Source organism: Acinetobacter sp. YH12205, from assembly GCF_013418125.1.
Taxonomy (GTDB): Bacteria; Pseudomonadota; Gammaproteobacteria; order Pseudomonadales; family Moraxellaceae; genus Acinetobacter; species Acinetobacter towneri.
The window spans coordinates 172,766-187,656 of record NZ_VPCQ01000006.1; the positions used below are offsets into that span (position 1 = coordinate 172,766).

16 protein-coding genes and 1 pseudogene are annotated in these 14,891 nt (G+C 40.5%); 15 read left to right on the top strand and 2 right to left on the bottom strand.

Annotation, left to right across the window (positions count from 1 at the left end; translation table 11 throughout):
- Window positions 1–157: 157 nt before the first annotated feature.
- The 7 genes from FTU92_RS10150 (at window position 158) to FTU92_RS10180 (ending at window position 7,343) form a co-directional block, all read left to right on the top strand.
- Window positions 158–1,165 carry a sulfate ABC transporter substrate-binding protein gene (locus FTU92_RS10150; protein ID WP_180096189.1) on the top strand — a complete coding sequence of 336 codons (1,008 nt, stop codon included), beginning with the start codon at window positions 158–160 and terminating at the stop codon, window positions 1,163–1,165.
- A 319-nt stretch (window positions 1,166–1,484) separates the two neighbouring features.
- A complete protein-coding gene (locus tag FTU92_RS10155) occupies window positions 1,485–2,090 on the top strand; it encodes an alpha/beta hydrolase (protein ID WP_179989297.1) in 606 nt (201 codons plus the stop codon).
- Window positions 2,091–2,177: 87 nt separating this feature from the next.
- A complete protein-coding gene (gene cysT, locus FTU92_RS10160) occupies window positions 2,178–3,011 on the top strand; it encodes a sulfate ABC transporter permease subunit CysT (protein WP_004971748.1) in 834 nt (277 codons plus the stop codon).
- A complete protein-coding gene (gene cysW, locus FTU92_RS10165) occupies window positions 3,008–3,901 on the top strand; it encodes a sulfate ABC transporter permease subunit CysW (protein ID WP_096901108.1) in 894 nt (297 codons plus the stop codon). Before cysT ends, cysW begins: the two co-directional genes overlap by 4 nt.
- An 11-nt stretch (window positions 3,902–3,912) precedes the next feature.
- Window positions 3,913–4,974, top strand: a complete 1,062-nt coding sequence (locus FTU92_RS10170) for a sulfate/molybdate ABC transporter ATP-binding protein (RefSeq protein WP_004971754.1) — start codon at window positions 3,913–3,915, stop codon at window positions 4,972–4,974.
- A gap of 52 nt (window positions 4,975–5,026) precedes the next feature.
- The gene (locus tag FTU92_RS10175) at window positions 5,027–5,950 is read left to right on the top strand and encodes a CysB family HTH-type transcriptional regulator (RefSeq protein ID WP_131261163.1); all 924 of its coding nucleotides are present in this window, start codon (window positions 5,027–5,029) and stop codon (window positions 5,948–5,950) included.
- Window positions 5,951–6,134: 184 nt separating this feature from the next.
- Window positions 6,135–7,343 carry an OmpP1/FadL family transporter gene (locus FTU92_RS10180; protein WP_179994623.1) on the top strand — a complete coding sequence of 403 codons (1,209 nt, stop codon included), beginning with the start codon at window positions 6,135–6,137 and terminating at the stop codon, window positions 7,341–7,343.
- A 74-nt stretch (window positions 7,344–7,417) separates the two neighbouring features.
- On the opposite strand, the gene carO is transcribed toward FTU92_RS10180, so the two are convergent.
- Window positions 7,418–8,161, bottom strand: a complete 744-nt coding sequence (gene carO, locus FTU92_RS10185) for an ornithine uptake porin CarO (RefSeq protein WP_179994624.1) — start codon at window positions 8,159–8,161, stop codon at window positions 7,418–7,420.
- Window positions 8,162–8,460: 299 nt separating this feature from the next.
- Here carO and dapD point away from each other — a divergent pair, with 299 nt between their 5' ends.
- From dapD to FTU92_RS10210, 5 genes are all read left to right on the top strand, one after another.
- The gene (gene dapD / locus FTU92_RS10190) at window positions 8,461–9,282 is read left to right on the top strand and encodes a 2,3,4,5-tetrahydropyridine-2,6-dicarboxylate N-succinyltransferase (RefSeq protein WP_180096191.1); all 822 of its coding nucleotides are present in this window, start codon (window positions 8,461–8,463) and stop codon (window positions 9,280–9,282) included.
- 80 nt (window positions 9,283–9,362) lie between these two features.
- The gene (gene queE, locus FTU92_RS10195) at window positions 9,363–10,073 is read left to right on the top strand and encodes a 7-carboxy-7-deazaguanine synthase QueE (protein ID WP_136144777.1); all 711 of its coding nucleotides are present in this window, start codon (window positions 9,363–9,365) and stop codon (window positions 10,071–10,073) included.
- Window positions 10,074–10,162: 89 nt separating this feature from the next.
- Window positions 10,163–10,834, top strand: a complete 672-nt coding sequence (gene queC, locus FTU92_RS10200) for a 7-cyano-7-deazaguanine synthase QueC (protein ID WP_136144778.1) — start codon at window positions 10,163–10,165, stop codon at window positions 10,832–10,834.
- A gap of 13 nt (window positions 10,835–10,847) precedes the next feature.
- Window positions 10,848–11,252 (top strand): hypothetical protein, encoded by a 405-nt coding sequence (locus FTU92_RS10205; RefSeq protein WP_004971768.1) that lies wholly within the window; start codon window positions 10,848–10,850, stop codon window positions 11,250–11,252.
- Between the two features lie 70 nt (window positions 11,253–11,322).
- On the top strand, window positions 11,323–11,781 hold the full coding sequence (locus FTU92_RS10210) for a peroxiredoxin (RefSeq protein ID WP_096901114.1): 459 nt from the start codon (window positions 11,323–11,325) through the stop codon (window positions 11,779–11,781).
- A gap of 78 nt (window positions 11,782–11,859) precedes the next feature.
- On the opposite strand, the gene FTU92_RS10215 is transcribed toward FTU92_RS10210, so the two are convergent.
- The gene (locus FTU92_RS10215) at window positions 11,860–12,432 is read right to left on the bottom strand and encodes a nicotinate-nicotinamide nucleotide adenylyltransferase (protein WP_096901115.1); all 573 of its coding nucleotides are present in this window, start codon (window positions 12,430–12,432) and stop codon (window positions 11,860–11,862) included.
- 411 nt (window positions 12,433–12,843) lie between these two features.
- On the opposite strand from FTU92_RS10215, the gene FTU92_RS10220 reads away from it, so the two are divergent.
- The 3 genes and pseudogenes from FTU92_RS10220 to FTU92_RS14170 all read left to right on the top strand — a co-directional run.
- The gene (locus tag FTU92_RS10220; RefSeq protein WP_096901116.1) at window positions 12,844–13,644 is read left to right on the top strand and encodes an enoyl-CoA hydratase-related protein; all 801 of its coding nucleotides are present in this window, start codon (window positions 12,844–12,846) and stop codon (window positions 13,642–13,644) included.
- Between the two features lie 150 nt (window positions 13,645–13,794).
- Window positions 13,795–14,571: a nitroreductase family protein gene (locus FTU92_RS10225; protein WP_179996171.1), complete on the top strand. Its 777-nt coding sequence runs from the start codon at window positions 13,795–13,797 to the stop codon at window positions 14,569–14,571.
- A 255-nt stretch (window positions 14,572–14,826) separates the two neighbouring features.
- Window positions 14,827–14,891 (top strand): annotated as a pseudogene (locus FTU92_RS14170) (helix-turn-helix domain-containing protein); the annotation flags it as partial.

Here is a 14,891-nt window from a genome sequence, read left to right on the forward strand (position 1 = left end):
AGAAGTACTCGTTATTTATCTCTAAATATAGAAAACAATGAAGAAATTTATATTTATCATTTACTGATATTCACCGCATTTTAAATTATTTTTTCAGCAAATAGACTACCGATATGCTTGCCTCATTCAACAACAGATTTAATACCTGAGGTCAAACATGAATTTTACAAAACTGAAAATTGGACTACTGGCGGCAGTACTTTCGGCAACAACCTTGAGCGTTTCTGCAAAAGACTTTCTGAATGTTTCCTACGATCCAACCCGTGAATTATACGATAACTTTAACAAAGATTTTGGTGCGTACTGGAAAAAAGCCACCGGGCAAAACATTAACTTTAAACAATCACATGGCGGTTCGGGCAAACAGGCACGTGCGGTGATTGATGGTCTAGGTGCCGATGTCGTGACTTTGGCACTGGCTGCCGATATTGATGAAATTGCTAAACGCGGTCTATTACCTAAAGACTGGCAAAAGAAATTTCCGCACAACTCGACCCCTTATACATCCACAATTGTATTTTTAGTGCATAAAGGCAACCCGAAAGGTATTCGAGATTGGGGCGATTTGGTCAAACCTGGTGTGGAAATCATTACTCCAAATCCAAAAACATCTGGCGGTGCACGCTGGAACTATTTGGCAGCGTGGGCATGGGCAAAACATCAACCTGCGGGCAATGATGCTAAAGCGCAAGAGTTTGTTCGCCAAATTTATAAACAAACCAAAGTATTGGATTCAGGCGCACGTGGCTCAACCACCACTTTTGCAGAACGTGGCATTGGTGATGTTTTGTTAGCTTGGGAAAATGAAGCCTATTTAGCCGTGCGTGAACAACCGGGTAAATTTGAGATCATCACGCCTTCTCTATCTATTTTGGCTGAACCGCCTGTGGCGATTGTAGAGAAAAATGTGCAAAAAGATGGCAATCAACACTTAGCCAAAGCCTATTTAAACTATCTCTATTCGCCTGCGGGTCAAAACATTGCTGCGAAGAATTATTACCGACCACGTAATGCTACGGTGTTGGCACAATATAAGTCGCAATTTAAACCATTGAAGTTGGTGACTATTGATCAAGAGTTTGGTGGATGGAGCAAAGTTCAGAAGCAACACTTTGAAAATGATGGCATTTTCGATCAGATTGTCAAAGCCAACCAAACCAAATAATACTCCGAAAGGTAAATCATACCAAAGCTCTAGCTGAAAACACCCAAATTGAAAAATGCGGGTGTTTTCACAAACGCATTTTTACCTGATTCACATATATCTCTTTTATTCATATAAAATTCATTTTTAATTATTTTTTTTGCATAGAAACTCTAGTTATCCTTGTTGCAGATTATTTAAAACATGAATTTTACAGCATTATCTTACTGAGTTTTGAATCCAAGTGATCACAGCCAAAGCTAAAAATGATGGGTTTAATTCATATTTAAGCATTATGCAGATCATCATTTCAGGCTGAAATATGCGAAGGAGCATCGACATGATTCATACCGTAATTGTTCCAGGTGTAGGTGGCAGTGAACATGCTCACTGGCAATCTTGGTTACAACGACAACTCATGTCTTGCTCGCGTGTACAACAGTCAGACTGGAATAGCCCAATTTTACAGAACTGGGTTGCTGAATTTGTCAAAACAGTTGCCCCGATTCAGAACGATATTCAAATTGTGGCGCACAGCTTTGGTTGTCTGACCACAGTGGCAGCCTTAGCACAGCAACCTAAATTGCAGGCGAAAATTAAAAATGTGGTTTTGGTTGCACCTGCTAACCCTGCCCGTTTTGGTGAATCTGGTTTTGCACAACACAGCCAAAGCAATTATTCGGCTTATTTTCAGCAACTTAAATTGGCTGTACCGACACGCTTATTGATCAGTGAAAATGACCCGTGGCTAAGTTTTGCAGATGCACAGGCACTTGCCCAAGCATGGCAATTAACACCGATTAATTTAGGACAAGTGGGTCATATTAATGTTGCATCAGGCTTTGGGGCATTTCCTGAAATTTATGATTATTTGATTGCAGAAAATATGCAATCACATATCAGTATTTCTGATAACAACAAGTATTTATTCAAATTTGCAATTTAATCTTCGCAAATTATGCTTGTGCCGAATTTATCTTTTACTTTTATCTGTTTGTTTTCAAACACTCATTCTCTCTTTTGAGGAGTCATCATGTCGCAGCGATCCAAAGTGCTGCCAGGATTTGGTCTTTCTCTAGGCTTTACCCTAGCGTATTTATCCTTAATTGTTCTTATTCCCTTATCGGCTGTATTTATTAAATCGCTGGGTATCGGTTGGGATGGTTTATGGGAAATTTTAAGTTCAGAACGTATCCAAAAATCTTTGCAACTCAGTTTTAGCGCTGCGCTCATTGCAGCCTTTATTAATGTCGTCTTCGGCTTATTATTGGCATGGTGTTTGGTACGATACAGCTTTCCGGGCAAACGTATTATAGATTCTTTGGTCGATTTACCTTTTGCATTGCCTACTGCAGTTGCGGGTATTGCCCTGACTTCTTTATACGCACCGACTGGCTGGATTGGACAATATTTAGAACCATTAGGCATTAAAGTCGCGTATACCCCTATCGGGATTACCCTTGCCCTGATTTTTATTGGTATTCCATTTGTTGTGCGTACCGTGCAACCCGTACTCAGTGACTTAGAAACCGAGTTGGAAGAAGCAGCATCTGCGCTAGGGGCTAACCGCTTTCAAATTGTCACCAAAGTGATTTTCCCTATTTTATTGCCTGCACTGATTACAGGTTTTGCACTCGCATTTGCGCGTGGCGTAGGTGAATATGGCTCGGTGATTTTCATTGCAGGTAACCAACCATTTAAAACTGAAATTGCACCCTTAATGATTATTTCTCGTTTAGAAGAATATGACTACGCAGGTGCAACCACAATTGCTGTGGTGATGTTGCTGATTTCTTTTGTCATGCTGTTCTTAATTAACTTATTACAAGCATGGGCAAGTCGTCGCACAGGGAGAACTGCACGATGAGTTTAAATACCAACAGCAATGCTTTGGCTGAAAAACTACAATCACGCGATGCAACACGTGAACCGACTTGGGTACGCTATACCCTGATTGCAATTGCCTTCATTTTCTTCTTAAGCTGTCTGATTTTGCCGCTGATTTTGGTTTTTGTAGAAGCCTTTAAACAAGGCATTGGTGTCTATGCACAAGCATTGGTGCATCCTGACACTTTATCGGCAGTGAAATTAACCTTACTCACTGCAGCCATTGCCGTACCTTTAAACGTGGTATTTGGTATTGCCGCAGCGTGGTCAGTGGCGAAATTCAATTTCCGTGGTAAGTCGATTCTCACCACCTTAATTGATATGCCTTTTTCAGTTTCTCCGGTCATTGCAGGTTTAATGCTAGTCCTGATTTTTGGTACACAAGGTTGGATGGGCGGCTGGTTGATGGAACACGACATCAAAGTTTTATATGCCGTACCTGCAATTGTGATTGCCACCATCTTCATTACTGTACCTTTTGTGGCGCGTGAATTGATTCCTTTAATGGAAGCGCAAGGCACAGAGGAAGAAGAAGCTGCGATTGTATTAGGTGCATCGGGTTGGCAGACCTTCTGGAAAGTCACTTTGCCAAATATAAAATGGGGTTTAATTTACGGCGTGATTCTGTGTAATGCCCGCGCAATGGGTGAGTTTGGCGCGGTATCTGTGGTATCGGGGCATATTCGCGGAGAAACCAACACCCTACCGCTGCACGTCGAAATTCTCTATAACGAATATACCTTTAGTGCTGCGTTTGCGGTGTCCTCTCTCTTGGCACTTCTCGCGATTGTGACCCTGATTTTAAAAACTTGGGTTGAAATTCGCCAAGAAAAGCAAAACCAACGCAATGAAGATTCAACTGTTTCTTAAGGAATGACCGCATGAGTATTCAAGTTAAAAATATTGAAAAAAATTTTGGTGCATTCCATGCACTTAAAGACATCTCCCTCGATTTTCCAGATGGCCAACTGGTGGCGCTGCTTGGGCCTTCAGGCTGTGGTAAAACCACCTTGTTGCGTATTATTGCAGGATTAGAGTCGGCAGATCGTGGGCAAGTGATATTAGAGGGTCAGGATGCAACCGATGTGCATGTGCGCGAACGTCAAGTTGGATTCGTTTTCCAGCACTATGCCCTATTCCGCCACATGACCGTATTTGACAATATCGCATTTGGTTTACGGGTACGTCCACGTGCAACCCGACCTTCAGAAGCCGAGATTAAAAAGCGTGTTATGCGTTTACTCGACTTGGTACAGTTAAGCTTTTTAGCAGACCGTTATCCTGCACAATTATCGGGTGGACAACGTCAACGTATTGCTTTGGCACGTGCCTTAGCGGTAGAACCACGCGTATTGTTATTGGATGAACCTTTTGGTGCGCTTGATGCCAAAGTGCGTAAAGAATTACGTCGTTGGTTAAGAACTTTGCATGATGAATTACACATCACTTCAATTTTCGTGACCCACGATCAGGAAGAAGCACTCGAAGTTGCCGATCAAATTATTGTCATGAACAAAGGTAATGTCGAACAAATTGGTTCACCGCGTGAAGTGTATGAACAGCCTGCAACTCCGTTTGTATTTGACTTCTTAGGTCAAGCCAACCGTTTTGAAGGACAACATCATCAAGGGATTGTGCAAATTGGTGAAGATCGCGTACAACTTCTCAATCAACCGAATGCGCCTCAAGGCAAAGTGATTGCATTTGCACGTCCAGATGAGTTGCATATTCATGCCCAACCACAGGAAAATACCATTCAAGCGACCTTCTTACGTGAGGTTTGGATTGCTGGTAAAGTAGTTGCAGAATTGCAAGATCGTCAAGGGAATTTGATTGAAATTGCACTCACCGCAGATGAAGCGAAACTGCACCAATTCCGCCCAAATCAAACGGTTTGGTTAAGTGTAATCACTTTACATTTATTTGAAAATCAAGTCGCATAAGGACATCAAGATGGAGCCTAACCCGCTCCATCCTTTTTAGGGTTGCACCACTATGAATTTCCAACAACTTAGAATTATTAGAGAAACCGTTCGGCAAAACTTTAATTTAACCGAAGCGTCTGCAGCACTATACACCTCTCAATCGGGCGTGAGTAAGCACATTAAAGACCTTGAAGATGAGCTTGGTGTGCAGCTTTTTGTGCGCAAAGGCAAACGTCTACTAGGTTTAACCGAGCCAGGACAAGCTTTGCTGAGTATTGTCGAACGCATGTTGGTTGATGCAGATAACATTAAACGCCTTGCCGATGACTTTAATAAAGTCGATGAAGGCACGCTCACCATTGCGACTACACATACCCAAGCGCGTTATGTGCTGCCGCCTATTGTGAATTTGTTTAAAAAAGAATTCCCTAAAGTACATTTGATTTTGCAACAAGCCAGCCCTGTTGAAATTGCCGAAATGCTGCTACAAGGTGAAGCCGATATTGGTATTGCAACCGAATCTCTAACCACTGAAGAGAACTTGGCAAGTGTGCCTTATTATGACTGGCGCCACAGCATTATTACCCCGCAAGATCATCCTTTAGCCAGTAAAACTGAGATTAGCCTGACCGATTTGGCAGAATATCCAATCATCACTTATCACGGCGGCTTTACGGGACGTTCTAAAATTGACAAAGCATTTACCGATGCAGGAATTGATGTCAATATCGTTATGTCTGCACTTGATGCCGATGTTATTAAGACCTATGTTGAATTGGGCATGGGCGTAGGCGTGGTAAACAATGTGGCATACGATGCAGAACGCGATTACCGTCTAAAACAAATCCAGACCGATATTTTTGGGGTAAACACCACATGGATTGCGGTTCGCAAAGGACATTTACTACGTGGCTATGGCTATGAGTTTATTTCTTTATGTGCACCAAATGCCGATATTAAAGCGTTAAAGCGCATTGCTTATCCTGACGAATAACCCCATTCACATAAGAGAGCGCATTCGCTCTCTTATGTTTCATTATTTCGCCACGATCTTCGTTTATCTTAAAACAGGAAAATAATGTTTTAAATTGATTCAAATTATGCATAAAATATAATCAACAATAAAAATGATTATTTGATTTTAAACACGATTCTATCACTCAAATGCGGGACGTCACATGAAATATCATCTTTGCACTGCATGCTTGTACGTCCTGCCCATAGTGTATAGTCATGCTGCAGCTCTAGAACAAAGCCATCAATCTGTTAGCGCCTTTTTACAAGAAAATAATTATGCAGAAATAACCTTGCTTTATTTAGAGCCGAATGTTTCTGGGCAAGTACAATATCAACAACAACTCCGTGAACTGGGAGTTACTGATTTTTCGACTGGAGATTTGGTCGAAAGCAAACATTTCATCAATGCGGGCTTAAAATTACAGCTTAGCCCACAACTTTCCTTTGGTTTATTATTCGACCAACCGTTTGGTGGGCGGGTTAATTATCAATATACCCCTGAAATATATGCTGAAAAAATAGAAATTGAGTCCAGTCATATTCAGTTTGACAGTCGCAATATGACTGCACTAATCGGCTATCAACCTACCCCTCGCTGGAATTTTTTTACAGGTATTAGCTGGCAAGACTTTAAAGGCTATTTAGAGGTTTTTGGACAAGATTATGCTGTGTTTAATGGTTATAGCGTAGCATTTGAACGTGATTCTGCCCTAGGTTGGTTAACAGGATTTAGTTATCAAATTCCAGAGTATGCATTTAAAACCGCAGTGACTTATCGCGCTAAAATTAAACATCGTCTAAATACTTACGAACATACGCAACACACGCTTTTAAATCTTGTGCCCGAAAATCAGAGCGTGGTAGAAACTCCAAAATCTGTCAATGCACACTTACAAACAGCGATTTCGACACATAACCTCGTCTATGCAGATTTACGCTGGGTAAACTGGTCTGACTTTAGCATTCAACCGCCACAATTTAATGCGGTCATTGCTGCCTATGCACCGTATGTACCCGAAATTTCAGGTTATCAACTGATTTCCTACCCTAAAGACCAATGGTCGGCAAAAATAGGCTGGGCGCACCGTTGGACACCCACATGGGTCAGTTTTATTGAAAGCTCATGGGACTCTGGGACTGGCAATACTGTGTCTACACTCAACCCTTCAGATGGCTTTTCAAGTTTTGGAACAGGCGTGGTATATCGTGTAAATCAAAAAAATGAGATTACATTTGGCGCACATTATTTAAAGTTTAGAAAAGCCAAAATCAATACCAATACTGACAGTGCTGTGTCTTTTGCCTCGCTGGCAACGTCCAATAATAACAATGCCCTTGTTTATGGTTTACGTCTTGCCCATCGTTTCTAATATACACGTAAACCTACACAAATAAAAAACGAGCCGAAGCTCGTTTTTTTTGGTTTAGCTGAAACTAACGGATATTACCAGTGGTAGCTTACACCTAGTTTAGCTACTGGCATCCATTCGTATTTGTCATCGTTACGGATTTTTTGTTCTTCCGCATGTACTGACTCTGAAATACTTGGAGAACCAGCAACTGCATTAGATAAATTACCATATTCACTTAAATTAACAGTCGGATTGCCTGTATAGAACGCACCAACTTCACCAAATACACCCCAATTATTGTTAATCTTTGGAGCAAAACCTAAACCTAGATATGGCGCAATGTCATTTTCATAAGCGAGTTTACCTTTCACCCCACCTAAACCTGTGTATGCAACATCATTTACATGAATAGTACCTTGAGCATTTTTATTTTGCTTATCTAAACCGTATTCATTGTCAATATAGCCAACACCTGCTGCAACATAAACGCCTTGCGCCCATTTACTTGGACTTGCACCCCATGGACGAATTTCAGCATTTAAATAGGTCAAGTTATTGTCCATATCCATATCATACTTAGTACCATTAATAGATAAGTCATCCGACCAAGAAATATCGCCACCGTTATAGCCAAGAGCTAAGCCAACATAAGGGTTTGCAGTCCAAAGTAAGGCACCACCATAACCTGTTGTACCTACTTCAGCACGTACACCTGTTGGAATTAATTGGTTACGATCAAACGCATAACCATCTTTTACCACAGCTGTATCTGCCATTGCAGAACCTGCAACTGCTGCCAATACCGAAGCGGCTAAAATTGTATGTAAAGTTTTCATTGTGTTTCTCCTCAAACTAAAACTTTTTGAATTTTCATTCGTGTTTGTCATGAGAAAACTATAGAGCATGTTGCGGTCAGCTTTTATGCAAAATTTACCCCGTTTTTGTTATTTTTTGATACAAATTTATTCTTATTGTTTATTGCAAAAGCATTTATTTTCAAAACTTCAACAATTTAGCGCGCAACTTAACTTGTTTATCTTACTAAGGATAAATTCCAATCTGTTCCAATTTTTATCTATTCCTCACTCAATATAGTGTAAAATCTTTGGAAAATTTTTTTCTGGTAAGAACATCGATGTCTCAGCTTTCAACAATCATTGAACAAGCATTTGAAGACCGCGCTAATTTCAGCGCTGCAGATTGTCCCGCTGAAATTCGTCAGGCAGTTGAACAAGCAATTGCAGGTTTAGATAACGGCACATTACGCGTTGCTGAAAAAATTAATGGTGAGTGGATCGTTCACCAATGGTTAAAAAAGGCAGTTTTGTTATCTTTTAAACTCAATGATAACAAGCCAATTGAATCTTGCGATTTGCGTTTCTACGACAAAGTAGACACGAAATTTACAGGTTGGACTGACGAGCAATTCAAACAAGCAGGTGTGCGTGTTGTACCGCCAGCAGTTGCACGTAAAGGTTCATTCCAAGCCAAAAATGTGGTGTTAATGCCATCTTATGTCAATATTGGCGCTTATGTAGATGAAGGCACCATGGTTGATACATGGACAACTGTAGGTTCATGTGCACAAATTGGTAAAAACGTGCATTTATCGGGTGGTGTAGGTATTGGTGGTGTACTTGAGCCACTTCAAGCAAACCCAACTATTATTGAAGACAACTGCTTCATTGGCGCACGTTCTGAAATTGTTGAAGGCGTGATTGTGGAAGAAGGTTCTGTCATTTCTATGGGCGTTTATATTGGTCAATCGACCAAAATTTATGACCGTGAAACTGGCGAAATCCATTATGGTCGTGTACCTGCAGGTTCGGTGGTAGTTTCTGGCAACCTGCCTTCTAAATGTGGCACTTATAGCTTGTATGCTGCTATCATTGTGAAGAAAGTAGATGCGAAAACCCGTGCAAAAACCAGTTTGAACGACTTATTACGCGAAGACTAAACTTTTTTTAGTTTTCTCCATCTCTACGGCCAGCAATGACCGTAGGGATTTTTGTTTTTTTACATACTGTGATGAATTTTATGAATACCCTCCGATCTTCCGCTATTCCTGTTTCTGATCCGTCTGCGGGTTTACGCATCACGGAGATTTTCTATTCATTGCAGGGCGAAGCCAATACATCGGGCTTGCCAACCGTGTTTATTCGTTTAACGGGTTGTCCATTGCGTTGCCATTACTGTGATACCACTTATTCTTTTGAAGGTGGCGAACGTCAATCTTTAGATGACATCATCCAAACCACGCTAGAATTTAAAACACCGTATGTATGTGTGACGGGCGGTGAACCTCTGGCTCAACCGAATGCACTGCCACTCATGCAACGCTTGGCAGATTTAGGTTGTGAAGTGTCTTTGGAAACCAGTGGAGCTTTAGATATTTCTAAAGTGGATAACCGTGTGTCGAAGGTGCTGGATTTAAAAACCCCTGCATCGGGTGAAATGTCACGCAACTTATTATCAAATTTAGATTTTTTAAACCCACATGATCAAATCAAATTTGTGATTTGCAATCATGACGATTATCTTTGGGCGAAGCAGCAAGTTGAGCAATATCAGTTGCATAAAAAAGTCGATACAGTGTGGTTCTCCCCTGCATTTGCTGTCGAAAAAGGTGCAGTCGCCTTGCCACAACTTGCACGTGATTTGGCACAGTGGATTTTAGCCGACCATCTCCCTGTTCGTTTCCAATTGCAATTACATAAATTGCTTTGGAATGATGAAACAGGTCGTTAATCTCCTCACGAATCCCCATTCGTATTGACGTCAATCTTCACACTTTTGCTCAAGTTCTATCGCTATATTTTAAAATTTGGAGTTCAATTATGCGCCCTCGTGCCATTGTATTGTTATCTGGTGGATTAGACTCAACCACGTGTTTGGCATGGGCACAAGCGCGTTATGAATGTATTGCACTTAGTTTTATGTATGGTCAACGCTCGACTACAGAGCTAGATGCTGCACGTGCCTTGACTAAAAATGCAGGCATTGAGCATCGTGTGATTAATATTGATTTAGGCAACTTGGGCGGTTCTGCCCTGACCGATCACAGCATTGAAGTACCTGATCATGAGCAAGAAGGTATTCCTGTGACTTATGTGCCTGCGCGTAATACCATCTTCCTGTCTTATGCTTTGGCAGCTGCCGAAGTTTTTGATGCAGAAGCAATTGTGATTGGTATTAATGCGGTAGATTATTCGGGCTATCCTGACTGTCGTCCTGAATTTATTGATGCTTTTGCCAATATGGCACGCTTGGCAACCAAAGTTGGCGTAGAAGGCAAACCGTTAAAATTTGAGACACCTTTGTTACATTTATCCAAAGCAAATATTATTCGCTTAGGTATTGAACATGGCGTAGACTATAGTCAAACGGTTTCTTGCTACCAAGCAGATGACCAAGGACGTGCTTGTGGTAAATGTGACAGCTGTCGCTTACGCAAACAAGGTTTTGCCGATGCCGGTGTTGCAGACCCAACGCGTTATATACCGTCATAACAAGGTAAAGTGTATGAAAAATTTAAAATCAAACATTATAGTTTCTGCGATTATGTCTGTTGCTGCATTATTCGCAACAACGACACACGCAAATAATGACAAGTTGCAACAAGCATATAAAAGCACCAATGTAAAAGCAGCTTTAATTAATGTTTGTAAAGAAGAAACTGCAAAAGGCAAAAAACTGACTACAGCTGAAGTAAGCAAATATTGTACTTGTGCAGTAGAAGCAGATGGTAAATTAACCAACGCTCAAAAATGGGAAATTCAAAGCGCAATTAACCAGAAAAAGAGCCCTGCGACTTTAGCTTTTGTACAAAAGCAAAATAAAGATTTGCAAACTTGTTTTGGTCCTCAGCTTACAGGTAAATTAAAAACCTTAACTGAAGAAGCAATGAAAGCGGCTGAGAAAAAATAATTTTTCTTAACAATTTCAACTAGCCACTTTATGTGGCTAGTTTTTTATGTGCATGATTTTGGAGAAAAATATGAGCACGACAATTCAATTACCAAATCAAGCTTTTCCTGCAACCACAGGCGAAGTCAATTTAACCGAACTTGGTACAGATTGGTTAGTGGTGTATTTTTACCCGAAAGATTCTACCCCAGGCTGCACCACACAAGCTGTCGATTTTACTGCGCTAAAGCCACAATTTGATGCGCTTAATACCACCATCATTGGCATTTCGCGCGACTCAGTCAAAGCCCATCAAAACTTTACCGAAAAACAATCTTTAGGCATCAACTTGATTAGCGATAAAGAAGAAGTATTGTGTCAGTTGTTTGATGTGATTAAAGAAAAAAATATGTATGGCAAAAAAGTTATGGGCATTGAACGCTCTACTTTTATTTTCCATCAAGGTCAATTACTGAAAGAATATCGTAAAGTCAAAGCTGCAGGACATGCCGAGCAAGTGCTTGCGGATTTAACCGCTTTACAGGCTTAATTTTCAGCCTCTAAAAAAACACAATGTTCTGGATGATTGAAAGCTTTTTCAATCATCCTTTTTCATTTAAAAACTGGATTACTCCGTCAAATTACTGCTGTCCTGCTGCTGGTATTTGTCTTGTAATTGACGATAAATTTCCGTGTTTTGAAATGCGGTTAAGAAATCAATTGTGCCTTGCGGGAAAAAATTAGGCTGTATTTCCCCACGATAATAAGCCTCACGTGCAGGCGTAGCAGACATGGCATCTTGCAAGCTGTCTAATTCTACCATCTCCCATTCAGGGAAAAACTTTAAATAATAAGACGAGTCATCTTTAAAATGCCCAATTAAACCAACACGATCTTGCGGTTGAATCAATTCACCGACTAAAGATTTGACTAGTTTTTGCCATTTTTCATCATTGTAGACATCTACGACATGCACAAACTTAATCCGTTCTTGCATCTCAGGTGAAAAGTTAGACAAAATCATCTGCTCACGTTCTTTGGCTAAAAACGGATTTTTTAAATTGCGCTCATTTTGTGCAGAACCTAATGCCAAAATCACATAATGACTACGTGCTAACGCAATTTGAATGGTTTGCAAATGCGCCAAATGAAATGGCTGAAAGCGGCCAATGAAAACCAAATAATCAAACGTATATTGCATAATAAATACGCCAATCCTAATTTTGATAACAACATGATGCTATCTGATACGCGGAAATGTCATCCACAACCTGCGTGGTATCAACTCATTATTGTTTTTGCAAGATAATAAATCAAAAACAATAATTGGGCAGGTTTCGTGGATGACAAATGGTTTTGCCTACTTTTGCCAAAACAAAAGTAGGTCGAACCGAAGGTTAATCCTAAAATAGAATTAATAGACGTTAAGATTCCGCCTTGCTTATTCATTTTTTAAATGAACAACCCCAAATTCTAAATAAATTTCACATTGAATTAGGAACGCAAATCTCATCATTCACTAACTTTTTATGAACTCATGAGTTGTGCCAGCGCTGCGAATTTGCGACATAATGAGCCATAAATTCAAACCAATCAAAGCAAGGATAGTACGATGACACTGAGCTGTATTCAACAACCTCACCCACATTTGAATGCGAATTTAGACAATGGCGTACTGACTTTAGCCATCAACCGACCAGAAGCAAAAAACGCGCTGTATGGTGAATTGTATTTGTGGATTGCACAAGCCTTAGATGAAGCAGATCAGTCCAACGCAGTACGTTGTGTAATTTTACGTGGCACAGATGCAGATTTTAGTGCTGGCAATGACATGCAAGACTTTATGAAGTCTGCTGCACTTAAAGGACAACTACCTGCTGCCGAAGGCCCTCCATTCATCTTATTAAAATCTGCAGCTAAGTTTTCTAAACCGCTGATTGCAGCTGTACGTGGGGTGGCAATTGGCATTGGTGTCACAATTCTATTACATGCAGATTTGGTATATAGCGACAATACTGCCCTATTCCAAATTCCATTTGTGAGCTTGGGCTTATCGCCTGAAGGTGCATCAAGCAAACTTCTAGTAGAACAAGCAGGCTATCACAAAGCGGCTGAACTGTTGCTAACTGCACAAAAATTCAATAGCGAAACGGCATTATCGGCAAATTTAGTTAATAGCATTGAAACCGATGTCTATGCAACAGCACAACAAAAAGCAGCGCAATTGGCGGCTTTGCCATTGGCTTCACTCAAACAATCTAAAGCCCTCATGAAACATAATGTCAATGAAATCGTGGCGTGGATTGACCATGAAGCAGAAATTTTTATGCAACGTGTCGGTTCAGCAGAAATGATGGAAGCGGTGCAGGCCTTTATGCAAAAACGTAAACCTGATTTCAGCCAATTTAATTAAGCGCTGTTTAGCTGAAATGTACTTACACCCATTTCAAGTGAACTAGATGTTTTAAAACCACATTCATTTTGGCTGAATGTGGTTTTTTCTTTATTCGCCCCCATATTCTGCAATGTGCTGTCAATCATTAAAAAATTGAGGAAAATTGTAATGTCTAATCCAAATCCAACCGATGTTAAAGCTGAAAAAAAAGAACGTTATTTTGAACCTGCACCACAAGATATTGATGTAGAAAACTTTAAAAAAGTCATTCAAAGCCGTCGTTCGGTGCGTAAATTTACCGACAAAGCCATTCCTGCAGAAGTATTGGATGATTGTTTAGATATGGCTTTATTGGCTCCAAACTCATCTAATTTACAACCGTGGACTTTTGTCGTGGTGCAAAATCCTGCCAAGAAAAAACAACTGGTTAAAGCCTGCTTAGGACAACTCGCTGCTCGTACTGCAGCAGAGCTAATCGTGTGTATTGCACGTACAGACCGTGTTGATGAAATGGCAAAAAAGAATATCAGCGAGTTCCCTTTTCCTGAAGCACCTGCTGCAGTCAAAAAATATTACAAGTTTATTCCTTATAACTACATGACTGGCTATTTAAACGCAGTAGGTAACTTTAAGAAAGTCGCTTTCAAAATTGCACGTAGTTTAGATAAACAATTACCTGTAACTGCGTTTAACCCTGCCGATGCCAAACTTTGGGCAAGTAAAACTACAGCACTCGCCTGTGAAAATATGGTCTTAGCCCTTCGCGCACACGGTTTTGATAGCTGTATGATGGAAGGTTTTGATGAGCCGATGGTACGCAAACTCTTAAAACTGAATGATCAACAATTTCCAGTGATGGTGATTGCTGCAGGTGAACGTGCCGAAGATGGTGTCTTTTTCCCGCAATACCGTTTTGACCGTGACCTATTTATTCAGAAAGTCTAGGGGCTGTTAACATTTCATAAATGGCTTGCGCTGTAGGCTAAAACTGAGCAGATTAGGCATGAAACGCAAGGAATAGCGAGACTATTGCCAAGTTTCATAACGTAATCTGAGAAAGTTTTAGCCACATGAGCAAGAACAAAGCGCTGCTTTGTTTGCTGCGCAAGGGGACGAGCATATTTTTTGCTGCTATTGCGTTAAGTTGACAAAAATAACTAATCATGCGAAAAAGTTTTTTTAGTTAACAGATGTTCACACATGCCTCGAATTGTTTCTGTACCACTTAGTTTAGAACAGCGAGAACGACTCATTTTTCTGGCCAA

What these genes read in the sequence shown, in the direction of transcription:
- FTU92_RS10150 (WP_180096189.1), top strand. Translation starts at nt 158, where the DNA reads ATGAATTTTACAAAACTGAAAATTGGACTACTGGCGGCAGTACTTTCG.
- FTU92_RS10155 (WP_179989297.1), top strand. Translation starts at nt 1,485, where the DNA reads ATGATTCATACCGTAATTGTTCCAGGTGTAGGTGGCAGTGAACATGCT.
- cysT (WP_004971748.1), top strand. Translation starts at nt 2,178, where the DNA reads ATGTCGCAGCGATCCAAAGTGCTGCCAGGATTTGGTCTTTCTCTAGGC.
- cysW (WP_096901108.1), top strand. Translation starts at nt 3,008, where the DNA reads ATGAGTTTAAATACCAACAGCAATGCTTTGGCTGAAAAACTACAATCA.
- FTU92_RS10170 (WP_004971754.1), top strand. Translation starts at nt 3,913, where the DNA reads ATGAGTATTCAAGTTAAAAATATTGAAAAAAATTTTGGTGCATTCCAT.
- FTU92_RS10175 (WP_131261163.1), top strand. Translation starts at nt 5,027, where the DNA reads ATGAATTTCCAACAACTTAGAATTATTAGAGAAACCGTTCGGCAAAAC.
- FTU92_RS10180 (WP_179994623.1), top strand. Translation starts at nt 6,135, where the DNA reads ATGAAATATCATCTTTGCACTGCATGCTTGTACGTCCTGCCCATAGTG.
- carO (WP_179994624.1), bottom strand. Translation starts at nt 8,161, where the DNA reads ATGAAAACTTTACATACAATTTTAGCCGCTTCGGTATTGGCAGCAGTT.
- dapD (WP_180096191.1), top strand. Translation starts at nt 8,461, where the DNA reads ATGTCTCAGCTTTCAACAATCATTGAACAAGCATTTGAAGACCGCGCT.
- queE (WP_136144777.1), top strand. Translation starts at nt 9,363, where the DNA reads ATGAATACCCTCCGATCTTCCGCTATTCCTGTTTCTGATCCGTCTGCG.
- queC (WP_136144778.1), top strand. Translation starts at nt 10,163, where the DNA reads ATGCGCCCTCGTGCCATTGTATTGTTATCTGGTGGATTAGACTCAACC.
- FTU92_RS10205 (WP_004971768.1), top strand. Translation starts at nt 10,848, where the DNA reads ATGAAAAATTTAAAATCAAACATTATAGTTTCTGCGATTATGTCTGTT.
- FTU92_RS10210 (WP_096901114.1), top strand. Translation starts at nt 11,323, where the DNA reads ATGAGCACGACAATTCAATTACCAAATCAAGCTTTTCCTGCAACCACA.
- FTU92_RS10215 (WP_096901115.1), bottom strand. Translation starts at nt 12,432, where the DNA reads ATGCAATATACGTTTGATTATTTGGTTTTCATTGGCCGCTTTCAGCCA.
- FTU92_RS10220 (WP_096901116.1), top strand. Translation starts at nt 12,844, where the DNA reads ATGACACTGAGCTGTATTCAACAACCTCACCCACATTTGAATGCGAAT.
- FTU92_RS10225 (WP_179996171.1), top strand. Translation starts at nt 13,795, where the DNA reads ATGTCTAATCCAAATCCAACCGATGTTAAAGCTGAAAAAAAAGAACGT.